This is a genomic window from Kocuria sp. CH-021 (genome assembly GCF_049716185.1).
Classification (GTDB): Bacteria; Actinomycetota; Actinomycetes; order Actinomycetales; family Micrococcaceae; genus Kocuria; species Kocuria cellulosilytica.
Genome location: NZ_JBNAFK010000009.1, coordinates 123,502 through 140,244 on the forward strand (window position 1 = coordinate 123,502; position 16,743 = coordinate 140,244).

12 protein-coding genes are annotated in these 16,743 nt (G+C 73.9%); 8 read left to right on the forward strand and 4 right to left on the reverse strand.

Annotated elements, in window-relative coordinates; all coding sequences use genetic code 11:
* Window positions 1-3 precede the first annotated feature (3 nt).
* Together ACPYN7_RS08990 and ACPYN7_RS08995 are read right to left on the reverse strand one after the other, a co-directional pair.
* Window positions 4-1,821: a choline/carnitine O-acyltransferase gene (locus ACPYN7_RS08990; protein WP_424347416.1), complete on the reverse strand. Its 1,818-nt coding sequence runs from the start codon at window positions 1,819-1,821 to the stop codon at window positions 4-6.
* Between the two features lie 140 nt (window positions 1,822-1,961).
* Window positions 1,962-3,152, reverse strand: a complete 1,191-nt coding sequence (locus ACPYN7_RS08995) for a M14 family zinc carboxypeptidase (RefSeq protein ID WP_424347417.1) — start codon at window positions 3,150-3,152, stop codon at window positions 1,962-1,964.
* Between the two features lie 302 nt (window positions 3,153-3,454).
* Here ACPYN7_RS08995 and serA point away from each other — a divergent pair, with 302 nt between their 5' ends.
* From serA to ACPYN7_RS09010, 3 genes are all read left to right on the forward strand, one after another.
* Window positions 3,455-4,651: a phosphoglycerate dehydrogenase gene (gene serA / locus ACPYN7_RS09000; protein WP_424347418.1), complete on the forward strand. Its 1,197-nt coding sequence runs from the start codon at window positions 3,455-3,457 to the stop codon at window positions 4,649-4,651.
* Between the two features lie 54 nt (window positions 4,652-4,705).
* On the forward strand, window positions 4,706-7,714 hold the full coding sequence (locus tag ACPYN7_RS09005) for a glycosyl hydrolase family 65 protein (RefSeq protein ID WP_424347419.1): 3,009 nt from the start codon (window positions 4,706-4,708) through the stop codon (window positions 7,712-7,714).
* Window positions 7,715-7,871: 157 nt separating this feature from the next.
* Window positions 7,872-8,759: an endonuclease/exonuclease/phosphatase family protein gene (locus ACPYN7_RS09010; RefSeq protein ID WP_058875179.1), complete on the forward strand. Its 888-nt coding sequence runs from the start codon at window positions 7,872-7,874 to the stop codon at window positions 8,757-8,759.
* A 93-nt stretch (window positions 8,760-8,852) separates the two neighbouring features.
* Here ACPYN7_RS09010 and ACPYN7_RS09015 read toward each other — a convergent pair whose 3' ends face one another.
* Window positions 8,853-10,118, reverse strand: coding sequence for a CapA family protein (locus ACPYN7_RS09015; protein ID WP_424347420.1), 1,266 nt, complete (start codon window positions 10,116-10,118; stop codon window positions 8,853-8,855).
* Window positions 10,119-10,164: 46 nt separating this feature from the next.
* Window positions 10,165-10,890, reverse strand: a complete 726-nt coding sequence (locus tag ACPYN7_RS09020) for a DUF1028 domain-containing protein (protein ID WP_082697242.1) — start codon at window positions 10,888-10,890, stop codon at window positions 10,165-10,167.
* Between the two features lie 241 nt (window positions 10,891-11,131).
* Here ACPYN7_RS09020 and ACPYN7_RS09025 point away from each other — a divergent pair, with 241 nt between their 5' ends.
* From ACPYN7_RS09025 to ACPYN7_RS09045, 5 genes are read left to right on the forward strand one after another with little or no spacing between them, the layout of a single operon-like run.
* Window positions 11,132-12,670 carry an ABC transporter substrate-binding protein gene (locus ACPYN7_RS09025; RefSeq protein ID WP_424347421.1) on the forward strand — a complete coding sequence of 513 codons (1,539 nt, stop codon included), beginning with the start codon at window positions 11,132-11,134 and terminating at the stop codon, window positions 12,668-12,670.
* Window positions 12,667-13,623, forward strand: a complete 957-nt coding sequence (locus ACPYN7_RS09030; protein WP_058875174.1) for an ABC transporter permease — start codon at window positions 12,667-12,669, stop codon at window positions 13,621-13,623. Before ACPYN7_RS09025 ends, ACPYN7_RS09030 begins: the two co-directional genes overlap by 4 nt.
* Window positions 13,620-14,588: an ABC transporter permease gene (locus ACPYN7_RS09035; protein ID WP_082697221.1), complete on the forward strand. Its 969-nt coding sequence runs from the start codon at window positions 13,620-13,622 to the stop codon at window positions 14,586-14,588. The genes ACPYN7_RS09030 and ACPYN7_RS09035 overlap by 4 nt, the downstream gene beginning before the upstream one ends.
* Window positions 14,588-15,625, forward strand: coding sequence for an ABC transporter ATP-binding protein (locus tag ACPYN7_RS09040; RefSeq protein WP_424347422.1), 1,038 nt, complete (start codon window positions 14,588-14,590; stop codon window positions 15,623-15,625). The genes ACPYN7_RS09035 and ACPYN7_RS09040 overlap by 1 nt, the downstream gene beginning before the upstream one ends.
* Window positions 15,622-16,734 (forward strand): ABC transporter ATP-binding protein, encoded by a 1,113-nt coding sequence (locus ACPYN7_RS09045; protein ID WP_058875172.1) that lies wholly within the window; start codon window positions 15,622-15,624, stop codon window positions 16,732-16,734. The genes ACPYN7_RS09040 and ACPYN7_RS09045 overlap by 4 nt, the downstream gene beginning before the upstream one ends.
* Window positions 16,735-16,743: the final 9 nt, after the last annotated feature.

A 16,743-nucleotide genomic window follows, 5' to 3' on the forward strand; every position in this document is an offset into this window, starting at 1 on the left:
CGTTCAGGAGCCCTGCCGGTCGCCCCCGGACTCGGCGGCGAGCAGGTCCCGGAGCTCCACGACCGCGTCCCGCAGCCGGTCCACGAACTCCGCCAGCTCACCGGCCCTCGCCCGCGGAGCGCTGAGGTGCAGGCCCAGGCGCTCCGGCAGCACCATGTACGCGATGCCGATGCAGCGGGGTCCGGTGGGGGCGAAGGCGCAGAACCGGATGTGCTGCGCCGGCGTCGAGCTGGTGCTGAGGCAGTCGTCCCGCAGCACGTGCCACCCCGGGCTCCGGTACAGCGCGAGCCACTCGCCCCCGTCCTCCCCCCGTTCCCGCTGCAGCTGCTGGAGGGTCCACAGGTGGCGTTCGGGGCCGCTTCCGGCCTGGCAGCCCCGCGCCCGCGCCGTGTGGGCAGCCGCAGCCGCCCGGAACGCCGCCTGGCGGGCAGTGGGATCGGCCCCGGGGTCGTCCATCGCCGCCACGAGCCGCGCCGCCTCGGGCGTGACCACGCGCATGGTCTCGGTCCGGCCCAACCGGTACTGGCGGGTCGCGATCGGCTCGTAGGTCGAGCCGAGGTGGCCCCGCACGCGCTGGTGCGCGAGCTGGAACGCGAGCTGCACGAACGCGTCCGGCGAGACCCCCAGCTCCTTGATCCGCCGCGCCCCGAGCTCGTCGACGGACGCCACGGCCGTGGCGATCGCGGCGCCCTGGGCCGCGAACGACGCCGCGGCCTCCCGCACCGCGTCCTGCAGCCGGTCGTCGAGGTCGAAGGCGAGGGGCTCGGCAGCGGGCACGGCCGCGGACGGCTGCCCCGGGCCGGCGGGCTCGCCCGCTTCCTCCAGCACGGCGTCGACGAACGCGAGCACTGTGGTCCCGTCCAGGCAGGAGTGCTCGACGCTGGCCCCGGCACGCCCGTCCGCGAAGACGACCACGGTCAGGGACCGGTCGAACCACCGGTCGGCGCTGTTGCCGTGCAGCAGGAGGTCGCCCGCCTCCCGCTCGTCGGCGGGCGCCGCCTCGTCCAGGACCACGCACAGCAGGGCGCTCTCGACGGCCTCGAGGGAGGCGGCGTTGTCCGCCGACCGGTCCAGGAGCGCTCGCCGGTGCTCCGCCCACTGCGTGCGGGGCAGCGTCGTGAAAGGACCCACGGACGTGCTCCTGGCCGCCGGGTCGGAGGCGGCGGCCAGGACCTCCCGCAGCCCGGCCTCCACCGCACCGGGGGCGTACGGGTGCCCCTGCTCGTCCAGCACGTCCAGCCGGAACGCCTGCCCCCGGCACAGGACCGCGACGTGCCGGGAGCTGGACGGCCCGGGCTGCTGCGGGGTGTAGGGCGCGCGGATCGTGTCCACCTCGAGACCGGGCACCCGGGTCGTGGCGAACAGGTACTTCTGCTGCTCCATCGACAGCGGCCGGCCGCGGAGCAGCGCCGGGAGGATCTCTTCGCGGTCGAGCCGGAGCTTGTAGTCCACGGCCGCGCGGACGATGCTCGAGGCCCGCTCCACCTGCCCCTGCCCGGAGTCCTCGAAGAGCACCACGAAGTTCTCGTCGGGGGCGATCCGGCCGCGGACGCTGAGGTACCGGTGGGTCCAGAACCGGTCGAGCCAGCTGGGCACGGCGTCCCCCGCCGCGCGCTCCTCGAGCTCGCGCTGCAGGTCCCGGGCGGGGCTGTCGGGCGCCAGGAAGGAGGAGACGGCGGACTCCGTCCGCGCGAGCTCCGCAGCGCTCAGCAGCGGCGCGCACCAGGCAAGGAACCGCTCGGCGCTGTCCTCCAGGCGGGGCAGGGGCAGCCGGGGCAGCTGCTCCTCGTTGCCGAAGGTCCGTTCCGAGAGCTCTTCCACGCCGTCCCCCTCCGGTCCGTCCCGCAGCGCCCCGGGTCCCGCGGAACGGACCGCGGGGGCGCGGGAGCCCCCGAGAGGGCACCAGTGCCTGCCGGGGCCCAGTCTAACGAGGTGCCCCCGCGGGCCGTCGGCGACCGGGCTCAGCCGACCGGGAGGAGGCCCGCGTAGTCGGTCTGGTAGCCCGTGACCGGGGCGTGCGGGATCTCGTCCCAGCGCTCCGGGTCCTCCTGCTGGACCTCGCCGGTGGCCAGGCCGAGCAGCAGCTCCTCGAGGGCCAGCACGTTCTGCCGCACGCTCTTGCCGCGGGCCTTCTGGCCGAGGCTGCCGTCCGAGGAGTTGCCCGAGGTCTCGAAGAACACCACGGGGTGGGAGTGCCCCTCGGGGTTGAGCCCGCCGTGGTCCAGGCCGAGCATCATCGCCGAGACGACGCCGCCCTTGATGTCGATCTCGTAGCTGCCGCCGACCTGGTAGCGGTCGATGTTGACGAAGCCGTACTTCGAGAGCTCGTCGTAGACGTGCACGTTCATCTGCCGGGTGAGCCGGTCGTAGGCCCCGCCCTCGAGCCCGGGCAGGGTCGGACCGCCGGGGGCGAGGGAGATGCCCAGGGACAGGGTGACGTCGTCGCCGGTCCCGTACTCCTTCTTGAGCCCCTGGTGGTGGATGTCCACGCCCCACGCCGGGTCGACGGTCGTCCAGTACTCGTAGAACGCGCGGGACTCGTCGGCCGCGAAGCCCTCGGCCGTCCAGTCGCGGTTGAGGTCGATGCGCTGCGGCGTCCCGCCCTCCGGCGCGCCGGAGACCTGGTCCCACAGGACGGTGTGCCGGATGTTGGCCTCGGCGCCGTCCGGGTTGTACATGGGGATGACGTGGAAGGTGAACGTCGAGCGCAGCAGCTCGTACTCGGCCGAGCCGTTGGTGCCGAGGTCCTTGAGCAGGCCCAGCAGGGAGTCGGTCCCGTAGGGCTCGTTGCCGTGGATGCGGCCCTGCAGCCACACGTGCTCCGGCCCGGAGCCGACGGTCGCGACCCACAGGTCCCGGCCCTGCTCGGAGGTGCCCACCGCCGTCCCGGCCTCCGCCAGGGTGAAGGCGTCCACGCCGTAGCGGCTGGTCCGCTCGAGCTTCTGCAGCTCCTGCACCACGTCGTCGGGGGTCAGGATGCTGGAGGTGCTGGTCCGCCCCTCCGTGGAGGGGAAGTTCGCGTCCGCGGCGGCGGGGGCCGCCGCGCCGAGGGGAAGGGCTGCGGCGAGCGCGAGCGCCGCCGCGGTCCGGCGCCGGCGGCGCGGGCGGTCCGTGGCGCGTGCGGTGGCGGGGTCGAGGTGCTGAGGGATCACGTGCTGGTCCTCCTGGGGATGAGGCTGGTTCCGGCGCGGCACGGGCCGCGCCGGAGCGGGGGGGGGGTGGTGGTGATGCTAATCACGATCGCACACGTCCATCACCGGCCGGCGGACAACAGTGGAAGTACTGCTCGGTAGCGTGCCGGCCCGGAGCGGATCGTCCACGGGCTCCGCACCGGCCGGCCGGCGTCCGCGCGCCCCTCGGGCTCCGCGAGGGCGGGGTGACGCGCACCACATCCGCCCCCGGGGTGACGCCCGGCGTCGTCGGCGCCCGCGCCGGAGCCATAGACTGGGTCACTGTGAAAGCACTGCTCCTGGAGAACGTCCACCCCGAGGCCGAACGCATCCTGTCCGAGAAGGGCATCGAGGTCGAGACCCGCAAGGGCGCCCTCGACACCGGAGAGCTCGTCGAGGCCCTCGAGGGCGTCGAGCTGCTCGGGATCCGGTCGAAGACCCACGTGACCCGGGAGGTGTTCGAGGCCCACCCGCAGCTGCTGTCCGTGGGCGCCTTCTGCATCGGCACGAACCAGATCGACCTCGCGGCCGCCACCGAGCACGCCGTGACGTGCTTCAACGCGCCCTACTCCAACACCCGGTCCGTGGTGGAGCTCGCGATCGCCGAGATCATCTCGATGGCCCGGCACCTCACCGACAAGAACAAGGCCATGCACGAGGGCGTGTGGGACAAGTCCGCCAAGGGCGCCCACGAGGTCCGCGGCCGCACCCTCGGGATCGTGGGCTACGGCAACATCGGCTCCCAGCTGTCCGTGCTCGCCGAGACCCTCGGCATGCGCGTCTACTACTACGACGTCGTGGACCGCCTGCCGCTGGGCAACGCCCAGCGCTGCGACACGCTGGAGGAGCTGCTGGAGCGGGTCGAGACCGTCTCCCTGCACGTGGACGGCCGCTCGAGCAACAACAACCTCTTCGGCCGGGAGCAGTTCGAGCGGATGCGCCCCCGGTCCCTGTTCCTCAACCTGTGCCGGGGCATGGTGGTCGACTACAACGCGCTGCGGGACGCCCTGGTCAGCGGGCACATTGCCGGCGCCTCCGTGGACGTCTTCCCCAACGAGCCCAAGGTGGCCGGGGACCCGTTCAGCTCGGTGCTGCAGGGCCTGCCCAACGTGATCCTCACCCCGCACATCGGCGGCTCCACGCAGGAGGCGCAGGTGGACATCGGGCGGTTCGTGGCCGGGAAGCTCTCGTCCTTCGTCACCTCGGGCTCCACGACCCTGTCGGTGAACATGCCGCAGGTCCAGCTGGACACCGCCGTCAGCGGCACCCGCATCCTGCACCTGCACCGCAACGTCCCCGGCGTGCTGGCGACCGTCAACAGCGTCCTGGGCGGCCACGGCATCAACATCGACCGCCAGCAGCTGTCCACCCGCGGGGACACCGGCTACCTCGTCACGGACGCCGGCAACGGCGTGACCCGGGAGGTCATCGAGCAGATCCTGGGACTGCCCGAGACCATCCGCCTGAGCACGATCAACTGACCCCCGCGCGGCCCGCCTCCGGCACCTGACGGAGGCAGGTGGCACAATGACCGCATGAGCGGCGTCCTGGAGCAGCCTGCCGTCCACGGCAGGAGCACCTACGGAGCAGTGGTGCTCGCCCTCGCGCCGTCGGGGACGGCGCCCGGCCCCGACGACGCCGCCCGCGCGGGCGAGGACCCCGCTCCCGTCCCGATAGCCCCGGTCGGCGGCCGGCGCCCGCGCCACGGGGCCGACGCCGCCGAGCTCTTCGCCCGCCTGCACACCGAGGGCATGCTCACCGCACTGATCACCACCCACCCGGAGCTGCCCGAGGGGCCGCCGGCGGACATCGTGGTCGCGGCCGAGCCCGCACGGGAGGGGGCCTCGCGCCCGGGCGGGCCGGACCGGCACCCGCCGGCCGCGTCCCTGCTGCTCGCCTCCCGCCGGCTCGCGGTGGAGCCCGAGCACATCGTGGTGATCAGCGACAGCGACCGCCTGCTCCGGGCCGCCGTGGCCCACGGCTTCGGGCTCGTCGTGGGGCTCGACGGCGCGGGCCGGCGGGGCCGGCTGCTCGCCGCCGGCGCCCACCTCGTGGTGGACAGCCTGACGGACCTCGACATCCCGCTGGCCACGGCCCCCCAGGACTCGGAGTGGGGCGGCGGCTCCGGCGGGGACAGCCCGTGGAACCTGACCTACTCGTGCCTCGACCCGCCGCGCGAGGGGATGCGGGAGTCGCTGTGCACCCTCGGCAACGGGTACATGGCGGTGCGCGGCGCCGCGTGCGAGTCCCGGGCCGGCGGGAGCCACTACCCCGGCACCTACCTCGCGGGCGTCTACAACCGGCTGCGCTCCGAGGTCACCGGCCTCGTCCTGGAGCACGAGGACCTCGTCAACGCCCCCAACTGGCTGCTGGTGCAGTACCGCGTCCAGGACGGCTACTGGTTCCAGCCCGCCCCGGAGAACGTGCTGGAGCACCACCAGGACCTCGACCTGCGCACCGGGGTGCTGACCCGCGCCCTGCGCTTCCGGGACGAGGCCGGGCGCACCACCCGGGTGACCACCCGCCGGTTCGTCTCCCAGGACCAGCGGCACCTGGCCGGCCAGGAGACGGTCTTCGAGGCCGAGGACTGGAGCGGGACCCTGACCGTGCGCAGCCTCGTGGACGCCGACGTCCACAACCGCAACGTCGCGGACGACGCCGCCCTGTCCGGCCGCCACCTCGACGACGCCCTCCTCGAGGACCTGGGCCACGGCACCGTGCGGGTCCAGGCCACCACGTCCCAGTCCGGCGTCCGGATCGCCGTGGCCGCCCGCACCCGCGTGCTCCGCAGCGGCTCCCGGGACCGGCTGCTCTCCCGGGTCCCGGCCCGGCCGGCCCCCGGCGTGGTGGGCCACGAGCTGCGGCTGCGGATGGACCCCGGACGGGCCGTGCGGGTCGAGAAGGTCGTGGCCCTGGTGACCTCGCAGGACCGGGCGATCTCCACGCCCGCGCTCGCCGCGACCACGCTGCTGGAGCGGGCGGGCGGCTTCGACGAGCTGCTCTCCGCGCACGTGGTGGCGTGGCAGGCCCTGTGGTCGGCGTTCGCCGTGGCCACCGACGCCGGCGGTCAGCAGGGCCTGGCCGTGAACCTCAACACCTTCCACGTGCTGCAGTCGGTGGCGGCCGCACACCCGGACCTGGACGCCGGCGTCCCGCCCCGCGGGCTGCACGGCGAGGGCTACCGCGGCCACGTGTTCTGGGACGAGATGTTCGTCTACCCCATGCTCACCCTCCGGCGCCCCGAGTGGACCCGGGCGCTGCTCGCCTACCGGTACCGGCGCCTGCCCGAGGCGCGGGCGGCCGCCCGCGCGGCCGGCCACGAGGGCGCCATGTTCCCGTGGCAGAGCGGCAGCGACGGCCGGGAGGAGACCCCGCGGGCGCTGTTCAACCCTCGCACCGGCCGGTGGATCCCCGACCACTCGCGGCTGCAGCGCCACGTGGGGCTGGCGGTGGCGCACAGCGTGTGGCACTACTACCAGGCCACCGGCGACACCCGCTTCCTGATCGAGGAGGGCGCCGAGCTCGTGGTGGAGATCGCCCGGTTCTTCGCGAGCCTGGCCGTGCACGACCCCGAGGACGACCGGTGGGTGATCACCGGGGTGATGGGCCCGGACGAGTTCCACGACGGCTACCCCGGCGCACCGGGGTCGGGGCTGCGCAACAACGCCTACACGAACGTCATGACGGCCTGGCTGCTCGCGCGGGCGGCCGAGATGGTCGAGCGCCTCGGCCAGGACTACGGCGGTCCCCTGTGGCGGCGCCTCGGCCTGCGGGAGGACGAGCTGGCCCGCTGGGAGCAGATCCGCACGCGCCTGCGCGTCCCGTTCCTGGCCGACGGCGTCCTCGCCCAGTTCGAGGGCTACGAGGAGCTGCCGGAGTTCGCGTGGGAGGACTACCGGGCCCGCTACGGGTACATCGGCCGCCTCGACCTCATCCTGGACGCCGAGGGGCTGTCCACGAACGACTACCGGCTGGCCAAGCAGGCCGACGTCCTGATGCTCCTGTACCTGTTCTCCGCGGAGGAGCTGCGGGAGCTGCTGGGGCAGATGGGCTACGACTTCCCGGCGGAGGCGGTCCGGGCCACCGTGGCCTTCTACTGCGACCGGTCCTCGCACGGGTCCACGCTCTCCGACGTGGTGCACTCCTGGGTCGAGGCCCGCCGGGACCGGCGCAGCTCCTGGTCCTTCCTGACGCGGGCGCTCAACAGCGACCTCGTCGACGCCCAGGGGGACACCGTCCGCGAGGGCGTGCACCTGGGCGCCATGGCCGGCTCCGTGGACATCCTCACCCGCTGCTACACGGGCCTGGAGGTGCGGGACGACATGCTGTGGCTGCACCCGGCGATCCCGCCCGAGCTGCCCAGGGTGTCCTTCTCGATCAGCTACCGGAACCAGCCCATCCAGGTCGAGGTCACCCGTTCCGCGCTGCGGCTCTACCTCGGCCCGGGCCCCGCGGAGCCCGTGCGCGTGTGCGTGGACGGCCGGGTCCACGAGCTCGCGGCCGGGCAGATCCGGCAGTTCCCCGTGGCGGCCTCCGATGCCTGAGCCGTGCACCGGCAGCCACGGGGCCGCGTCCCCCGTGGCGGACGCCGCGAATTCATCCGACGGCCACCGGGGGTTCCCCCGCGGTGGCACCGCGGTCGGACCGCCCGGTCCACCATGGGACCACGACGCCCCCGCACTCCCCCACCCTGGAGCAGTGATGTCACCAGACACCGTCCTTCTCGACCGTTGCACGACTCCCGGCGTCGCCGATCCCGCGGCGCCGCTCATCGGGCCCGCCACGGGCCGCGCCCTGCACGTGATGAGCTACAACATCCGCTTCCACCACAGCGGCACGCGCACCGGGGAGCCGGACCACTGGCCCGACCGCGCGCCCCGGCTGGCGCGGCTGCTGCAGCTCGAGCAGCCCACGCTCCTCGGGGTGCAGGAGGCCCTGCACCACCAGCTGCCGGCGGTGGAGCAGGCGCTGCCCGCCGGCTACCGGATGGTCGGCTACGGCCGCGCCGGGGGCAGCAAGGGCGAGTACTCCGCGATCTTCTACGACGCACGGCGCCTGGAGCTGCTGGAGTGGGACCAGTTCTGGCTCTCCGACACCCCGGAGCTCATCGGCTCGACCACGTGGGGCAACGACATCCCCCGGATCGTCACCTGGGGCCGCTTCCTGGACCGCGGCACCGGCGCCGAGCTCGTGCTCGTCAACACCCACTTCGACCACGACTCCGAGAACGCCCGGGACCGCAGCGCGGAGGCCCTGGTCGATCTCGTGCACAGCTTCCGCCCGCACACCCCCACCGTGGTCACCGGGGACTTCAACGCGGTGGCGGAGGACTCCGGGGCCTACACCACGCTCGTGGGCTCCGGGGTGCTCGAGGACACCTGGGCTGCCGCCGAGGAGCGGCTCACCCCCGAGTGGGGCACCTTCCCGGACTACCGCGAGGCGGTGCTGGGCGAGGAGCGCATCGACTGGGTGCTGGCCAGCCCCGACGTCCGGGTGAGCCGCAGCGCGATCAACCCGGCCCGCTTCGCCGGGGGCCATCCCAGCGACCACGCCCCGGTGCAGGCGCTCGTCGCCCTCGGCGAGGACTGAGCGCCGCGGCCCCGCGGGGCGCTGCGGTTCCGCGGGGTGCCGCGGCCCCGCGGGGCGCCGTGGTTCCGCGGGGTGCCGCGGTCCTGCAGGACGCTATGGCCCCGCGGGACGCTGCGCTCCTGCGGGGTCCTGCGGTCCCGCGGGAGAGAGCGTGAGCGGGCGCCACGGGCGGGCGCCGTCGGCCTCGGCGCCCATCGCCCCCACGGTGCGCGCGGTGCGGGCCAGGGACGCCGCGTCCTCCTCCCGCGAGCGGCAGACGTCCTCGGCCGGCAGCGCGCACCACCGGATCGGGTCGAGGGTGAGGATGTGCGGGGTCCACACCGGGTCGCCCGCGACCCACTGCCCGTCCTCACGGGTGAAGGACATGCTGACCGTCAGGCCCTCGTTGTTCACCGGCACCCGGGTGGCGTGCTCCGAGAGGCTGTTGCCCAGCCCGTGCACGATCCAGGTGTCGCCGTGCTTCTCGATCGGCAGCACCGAGTGCGTGTGGTGGCCGTAGACGAAGTCGAACTCCCCGCTGTCGGCGAGCGCGTGCGTGACCTCGAGCTGCTGCCGGTCGGGTGCCGAGGAGTACTCCTGCCCGGCGTGCACCGCGGCCAGCACGATCTCCGCCCCCGCCTGCCGGGCCCGGCGCGCCTTGCCGACCATCTCGGGCACGTCCAGCAGGTCCACGCGCCACGCGGCGTCCGGCACGTTGCCGTTGAGCCCGTAGGTCCCCGTCACGAGCCCGACCCGCACGCCGCCGGCGTCCAGCACCAGCGGCTCCTGCGCGTCCTGCGCCGAGCGGTACGTGCCGGTCGTGGCGATGCCGGCCTCCGCCAGGACGTCGAGGGTCCGTTCGAGGCCCTCCGGGCCGGCGTCCAGGGCGTGGTTCGTGGCCGTGGTGCACGCGTCGTAGCCGATCTCCGCCAGTGCCGGGACGATCTGCGGCGGCACCTCGAACGAGGGGTAGCCGGAGAAGGGCCCCCCGGGCGCGGCGAGCGGGGTCTCCATGTCGCAGACCGCGAGGTCGGCGCCCTCCGTGAACGGGCGCAGGCCCTCCACCAGCGGGCCGAAGTCCAGCTCCCCGCCCCCGTCGGCCTCGGCCTGCGCCCACAGCCCCGGGTGGAGCAGGACGTCGCCCGTGACCACGACCTCCACCCGGTCCGGAGCCGCCGCCGGGCCCGGCGTCGAGGACGCGGCCGCCGTGGTGGACGGGGACGGCGTCGAGGACGGGGACGACGCCCCGGCGCCGTCCGGGGCGGTCCCCGCCGGCTGCGGGGAGCAGCCGGCGAGGACCGTGGCTCCCGTGAGGAGGAGCGCGGCCAGCCCCGCTGCGGGGCCGCGGCGCACCGGCGGGAGCGGAGCTCGAGTGGTCATGGACCGAGGGTAGGCCACCCGGCGGGGGCCGCCCACCCCGGGCCGGTCAGGACAGGACCGTGGACCAGAGCCCCTCGTCCTCGGGCCGGTGCGGGACCTCGGTGCTGGGCACCACCTCGGCGGGCGCCGGGTGGGCCCGGCCCTTCAGGGCGAGCATCTCCTCGAGGTCGTCCAGCGGGGTGGGCGAGTTGTCGGCGCGCAGGTCGACGTCGAGCAGCACGGGGTACTGGAAGCCGGCGAGCGTGTCGGCCACGAGCACCGCGGCGCTCTGCTGCCCCCGGCTGTCGCCGCCCGCGTCCTGGCCCGCGCGCAGGCAGGCCAGCAGCGCCCGCCCCATCTGGGTGCTGGTGGGCCCCGGCACCGCGAGCGCCTCGTCCATCGCGGCGCGCATCGCCTCGACGACCTCCGGGCCGGTCAGGTAGTTGCCGATCACCACGAAGTCCGCCCCGGCCACGCCCCCGGCCCACGGCGTGCACAGGCTGCCGGTGAGGTGCGCCCCGGGCCCCGCCACGGGCAGGACCGCCACCTGGCGCAGCGCCAGGTCGGGGTCGGCGTCGGTGAGAGCCGCGATCGCCTCCTCGGCCGTGCCCCCGTGGTGCAGGGTGCGGAGCATCTCGAAGCGCAGCCGCCGGTTGGTCCACGCCTGGGAGGCCACCACCCCGGCGGTGGGCACGAGGGCCGGCACGGCGTTGCCCACGGCGAGCGAGCAGCTCGCCGTGGCGGCCCCGAGCAGACGGGAGTCCGCGCTCCGGGCGATCACGGTGTAGGTCACGATCACCTCCTGGCCGTCACGTCCGTGACGACCGGTTCCTTGTCGATGGCTGTCCCCGCGCTGACCGGGGCGGACGCCGCCCGTCCCGGCACGCCGGTGCCGCGGGTGTGGTGGTGGGCAGTCCCGGATGCATAGGGTGGGACGACACCCACGACCGGGTGCGCACCGGCAGGGCGGCCGAACGGGGCACCCGCCGGGTCCTCCCGGGCGGACGGCTCATTCCTACCACCGGAGGCGGCGGATGGCACGCGGAGCACGGATCGTCGCGCTGGGAGGTGCCGTGTGCCTCGCCCTGGGCGCCTGCTCCGCGGGCGAGGGCGTGGACCTGGCCGGGGCCGGCGAGGTCGACACCGACGACTACCTCAGGGTGGCCATCGCCGGGGAGCCCGACCAGCTCGACCCGCACAACACGAGCGCCTACTTCTCCTTCCAGATCCTCGAGAACGTCTACGACACCCTGGTGCAGCCCGACGAGAACCTCGAGATGCAGCCCGCCCTCGCCGAGTCCTGGGAGGTCAGCGAGGACGAGCTCTCCTGGACGTTCCACCTCCGGGAGGGCGTCACGTTCCACGACGGCTCCGCGTTCACGGCCGAGGACGTCGTGTACTCCTACGACCGGATCATCGACGAGCAGCTGGCCAACGCCTACCGCCTCTCCGCCGTCGAGGACGTCGTCGCGGTGGACGAGCACACGGTGCGCATCGACGTGTCCCAGCCGACCCCCGCGCTGCTCGCCGCGATCGGCGGGTACAAGGGCATGGCCATCGTCGAGCGGCAGAACGTGGAGAGCGGGGACGTCCAGCTCGACCCGGTCGGCACGGGACCGTTCGAGGTGGTGGGCAACTCCGCGAGCACAGCCGTGACCCTGCGGGCCAACGAGGACTACTGGGGCGAGGGCCCCCACGTCCCCGGGGTCGTCTACCGGTTCATCTCGGAGGGCACCACGGCGCTCGCGGACCTCACCGCCGGGGAGGTGCACTGGACCGACTCCATCCCGCCGCAGCGGGTGAACTCGCTGCGGCAGAACCCCGACGTCGAGGTCGCGAGCGTCCCCTCGACGGACTACTGGTACGTGACCATGAACCAGCAGCGCCCGCCCTTCGACTCCCTCGACGCGCGCCTGGCCGTCGCCCACGCCATCGACCGGGAGGCCATCGCCCAGGTCACCTGGTACGGCAACGCCACCGTGAACCAGACCGCGGTTCCCGAGACGTCCGTCTGGCACCACGAGTACGCGCCGTTCGAGCAGGACCTGGACCGGGCCCGCGAGCTCGCCGAGAGCTCGGGCCTGACCGGGGAGACCGTCGACCTCATGGTCACCAACGAGTTCCCGGAGACGGTCACGGCGGCCCAGGTGATCGCCGCCAACCTCTCCGAGATCGGGGTCGCCACGGACATCCGCACCCTCGACTTCGCGACCTGGCTCGACGAGCAGGCCCGCGGGAGCTTCGACATGCTGCTCCTGGGCTGGCTCGGCAACGTGGACGTCAACGACTACTACTACAACCAGCACCACTCCGAGGGCTCGAACAACGCCCAGGGCTACAGCAGCCCCGAGGTCGACCGGCTCCTGGACGCGGGGCGCACCGAGACCGACGAGGACGCCCGCAAGGAGCTCTACGACCGGGCGGCGGAGCAGATCGTGGACGACGCCAGCTACGTCTACCTCTACAACCCCGACGTGGTCCAGGCGTGGGTCCCCGAGCTGGAGGGGTACGAGCCCCGGCCGGACCGGGCCGTCCGGTTCAACGACGTCCGGCTCGAGGAGGACCCGGAATGACCAGTCCGTTCCTGAGATTCCTCGTCAAGCGCCTGCTGCACACCGCGGTGGTGCTCCTCGGCGTGCTGGTCGTGGTCTTCGCCCTCCTCCAGCTCGTCCCCGGGGACCCCGTCCGGGTGGCCCTCGGCACCCGCTTCACCCAGGAGTCCTACGACGCGCTGCGGGAGGCGTCCGGACTCGACCGGCCTTTGCTCGTGCAGTTCTTCGCCTACATCGGCAACGCCCTGACCGGGAACCTCGGGGTGAGCTTCCGCAGCGGCGAGCCGGTCACCCTCATCCTGCTGGACCGGCTGCCCGCCACGGTGTCCCTCGGCCTCGCCGGCATCACGATCGCGCTGCTCATCGCGTTCCCGCTCGGCACCTGGGCGGCCCTGCGCCGCGGCTCCGCGGCCGACGGCGGGATCCGGGCCGTGAGCCAGTTCGGCGTCTCGGTCCCCGACTTCTGGCTCGGCCTGCTCCTGATCATCGTGTTCTCCACGATGCTGGGGCTGCTGCCGCCGTCCGGGTACGTGCCCTTCACGGAGGACCCGTGGGGCTGGCTCCAGCGGGTGGTCCTGCCGGGGCTCGCCGTGGGCGTGGTCTCCGGATCCATCATGACCCGGTACGTGCGCTCCGCGGTGCTCGACGTCGTCGGCTCCAACTACGTGCGCACCGCCCGGTCCAAGGGCCTGCCCCGCCGCACGGTGGTCGGCCGGCACGTGCTGCGCAACGCGCTCGTGCCGATCCTCACGGTGGCCGGGGTCCAGGCCGCCACGATGCTCGGCGGGCTCATCGTCATCGAGGTGGTCTTCGCGTGGCCGGGTCTGGGCCGGCTGGTGTTCGACGCCGTCGCGGCCCGCGACTACCCGGTGGTCCAGGGCACCGTGCTGCTGATCGCCCTGATCTTCCTGCTGATCAACCTGCTGGTGGACATCCTGTACGCCGTCGTCGACCCGAGGATCCGTGTGTCATGAGCAGCCCTGAGACGCCCTCGCCCGACCCCCGCGCCCCCGGCGCCGGCAACGGCCGGACCGGGCCCGTCCCGCGGCCCGCCGAGCCGGCGGAGACCCCGGAGGAGGTCAGCCGCACCGGCACCCTGCGGATGCTGGTCTCGAACAAGGTCACGGCCGCCGGCCTGGCCATCCTGGTGCTCGTGGTCCTGCTCGCCGTGCTCGGGCGCTGGATCGCCCCGTACGGGGCGAACGACATCGACGTGGTCAACGCCCTGCAGCCGCCCTCGGGCGCGCACCTGTTCGGCACCGACGAGCTGGGCCGGGACGTGTTCTCCCGCGTGGTGCTCTCCGCCAGGATCTCCCTGACCGTGGGGCTCGTGGCCGTGGGCATCGCCCTGGTGGTCGGGGTGGCCCTGGGCCTCGTGGCCGGCTTCTTCGGCGGCTGGACGGACACGGTGATCATGCGCAGCGCGGACGTGCTCTTCGCGTTCCCCATCCTGCTGCTGGCCATGGCCATCGTGGCCGTCCTGGGCCCCGGGCTGACCACGGCGATGATCGCGATCGGCGTGGTCTACACGCCCATCTTCGCCCGCATCACCCGGGCCTCCACGCTCGCCGTGCGCGAGGAGCTCTACGTCAAGGCCTCCCAGGCCGTCGGGGCGTCCGACGGTCTCATCCTGCGCCGGCACGTGCTGCCGAACATCATGGGGCCCATCACCGTCCAGACCTCCCTCTCGCTGGCCTTCGCGATCCTCTCCGAGGCCGCGCTGTCCTTCCTGGGCCTGGGCGTCCAGCCGCCCGAGCCCTCGTGGGGGCGGATGCTCTACGACGCCCAGGCCTTCATCTACGACGCCTGGTGGATGAGCGTGTTCCCGGGCCTGGCCATCTTCCTCACCGTGCTGGCGTTCAACCTGGTGGGCGACGGCATGCGCGACGTCCTCGACCCGCGCCAGCGGACCGCCGACGAGATCCGCAGGAGCGCCTGATGCGCACGACCGAGCACCGCCGCCCCACCGACCCGGCCGCCGCCGACCCGGACGTGCTGCTCGACGTCCAGGACCTCACCGTCCGGATCGGCCCCGCGGAGATCGTCAACGGCGTGTCCTTCACCGTGCCCCGGGGCGGGACCCTGGGCATCGTGGGCGAGTCCGGGTCCGGCAAGTCCATGACGGTGCTCGCGGCCACCGGCCTGATCGACTCCCCGCCCGCCCGGGTGGGCGGACGGTCCCTGCTGGACGGACAGGACATCGTGACGATGGCTCCCCGGCAGCTGCGCGGCGTCCACGGCAGGCGGGTGGGCTTCATCTTCCAGGACCCCTCCACGTCCCTGAACCCGGTGCTGACCGTGGAGCAGCAGCTCACGGAGGCCCCGCGCTTCCACCTGGGCCTCACCCGCCGCGACGCACGGCGGCGGGCGCTCGAGCTGCTCGAGGCCGTCGGCATCCCCGACCCCCCGACCCGCCTCTCCTCCTACCCCCACCAGCTCTCGGGCGGGATGAAGCAGCGCGTGATGATCGCCGTGGCCCTGGCCTGCGGCCCCGAGCTGCTCGTGGCGGACGAGCCCACGACCGCGCTCGACGTCACGACGCAGGCCCAGATCCTCGAGCGGGTCAAGGAGCTGCAGGAGTCCCGCGGCATGAGCGTGATCTGGATCAGCCACGACCTCGGGGTGGTCTCGGGCATCGCGGACCGGGTGGCCGTGCTCTACGGCGGGCAGATCGTGGAGTCCGCGCCCCTCGAGGAGCTCTTCACCGACCCCCGCCACCCCTACACCCGGGGCCTCATGGCCTCCCGGCCGCAGACGGCCGGCAGCAAGGGCGAGCTCGCCGTGATCCCCGGCAGCCCGCCGGACCCGAAGCACCTGCCCCAGGGCTGCCTGTTCTGGGACCGCTGCCCCGTGCGCGGGAACCCCCGCTGCGAGACGGAGCGCCCGCCGGAGACCCCGGTGGGCCCGGAGCACGTGGTCCGCACCTTCTACGGCGGGAGCGCGGACGGCACCGACCGGCGAGGAGGCCCCCGATGACCGACGACCACGGGCCGCTGCTCAGCGTGCGGGACCTGCAGGTCCGCTTCCCCGTCACCACCGACCGCGGCAAGGGCGTGGTGCAGGCGGTGGCCGGGATCGACTTCGACGTCCACCGGGGGCAGACGGTGTCCCTGGTGGGCGAGTCCGGCTCCGGCAAGTCCACCGTGGCCAACGCGCTGATGCACCTGGTGGAGCCCAGCGCGGGGACCGTGCTGCTCGACGGCCAGGACATCACCTCCGTGCGGGGCCGGGAGCTCAAGGCCCTGCGGCGGCGGATCGCCATGGTCTTCCAGGACCCGTTCGCGTCCCTGGACCCCCGCCAGCACGTCTCCCGGGCCGTGTCGGAGCCCCTCGAGGTGCACGGCCTCGGCGGGGACAGGGAGGGGCGCCGCCGCCGGGTCGCGGAGCTGTTCGAGCTCGTGGGCCTCTCCCGGCGCTTCCTGGACCGGTACCCGCACGAGCTCTCGGGCGGGCAGCGCCAGCGCGTGTCCATCGCCCGGGCGCTCGCGGGGGAACCGGACCTCGTCATCCTCGACGAGGCGACCGCCTCCCTGGACGTCTCCGTCCAGGCGCAGATCATGAACCTGCTCAACCGGCTGCAGGACGAGCTGGGGCTCACGTACCTGTTCATCGCCCACGACCTGGCCGTCGTGGAGCACATGAGCGACCACGTCCTCGTGATGTACCTCGGCCGGCTCATGGAGGACGGGGACGTCCGGGACCTCTTCGACGCCCCCGCCCACCCCTACACCAAGGCGTTGATGGCCTCCGCCCCGTCCGCCGACCCCGTGGCGGAGCGCCGCCGCCGGACCGCCCCGCTCGAGGGCGAGGTGCCCTCCCCCCTCGACCCGCCGTCCGGGTGCGTGTTCCGCACGCGGTGCCCGTGGGCGGCCGACGAGTGCGCGGAGACCGTCCCGCCGCCCGTACCGCCACCGGGCACCGGCAGCAGCCCCCCGGCGGGGCGGCAGACCTCGCGGGAGCACCTCGCCGCCTGCATCCGGCTGCCGGTGGTGCAGGCCACCAGCGGAGAGACCCCAGCCGCGGCCGGCAGCCGCACGGGCTCCCGGCGCACCGCGCCGTGGGCCGGCGGGACGTCCGGAACATGACGCACCGCG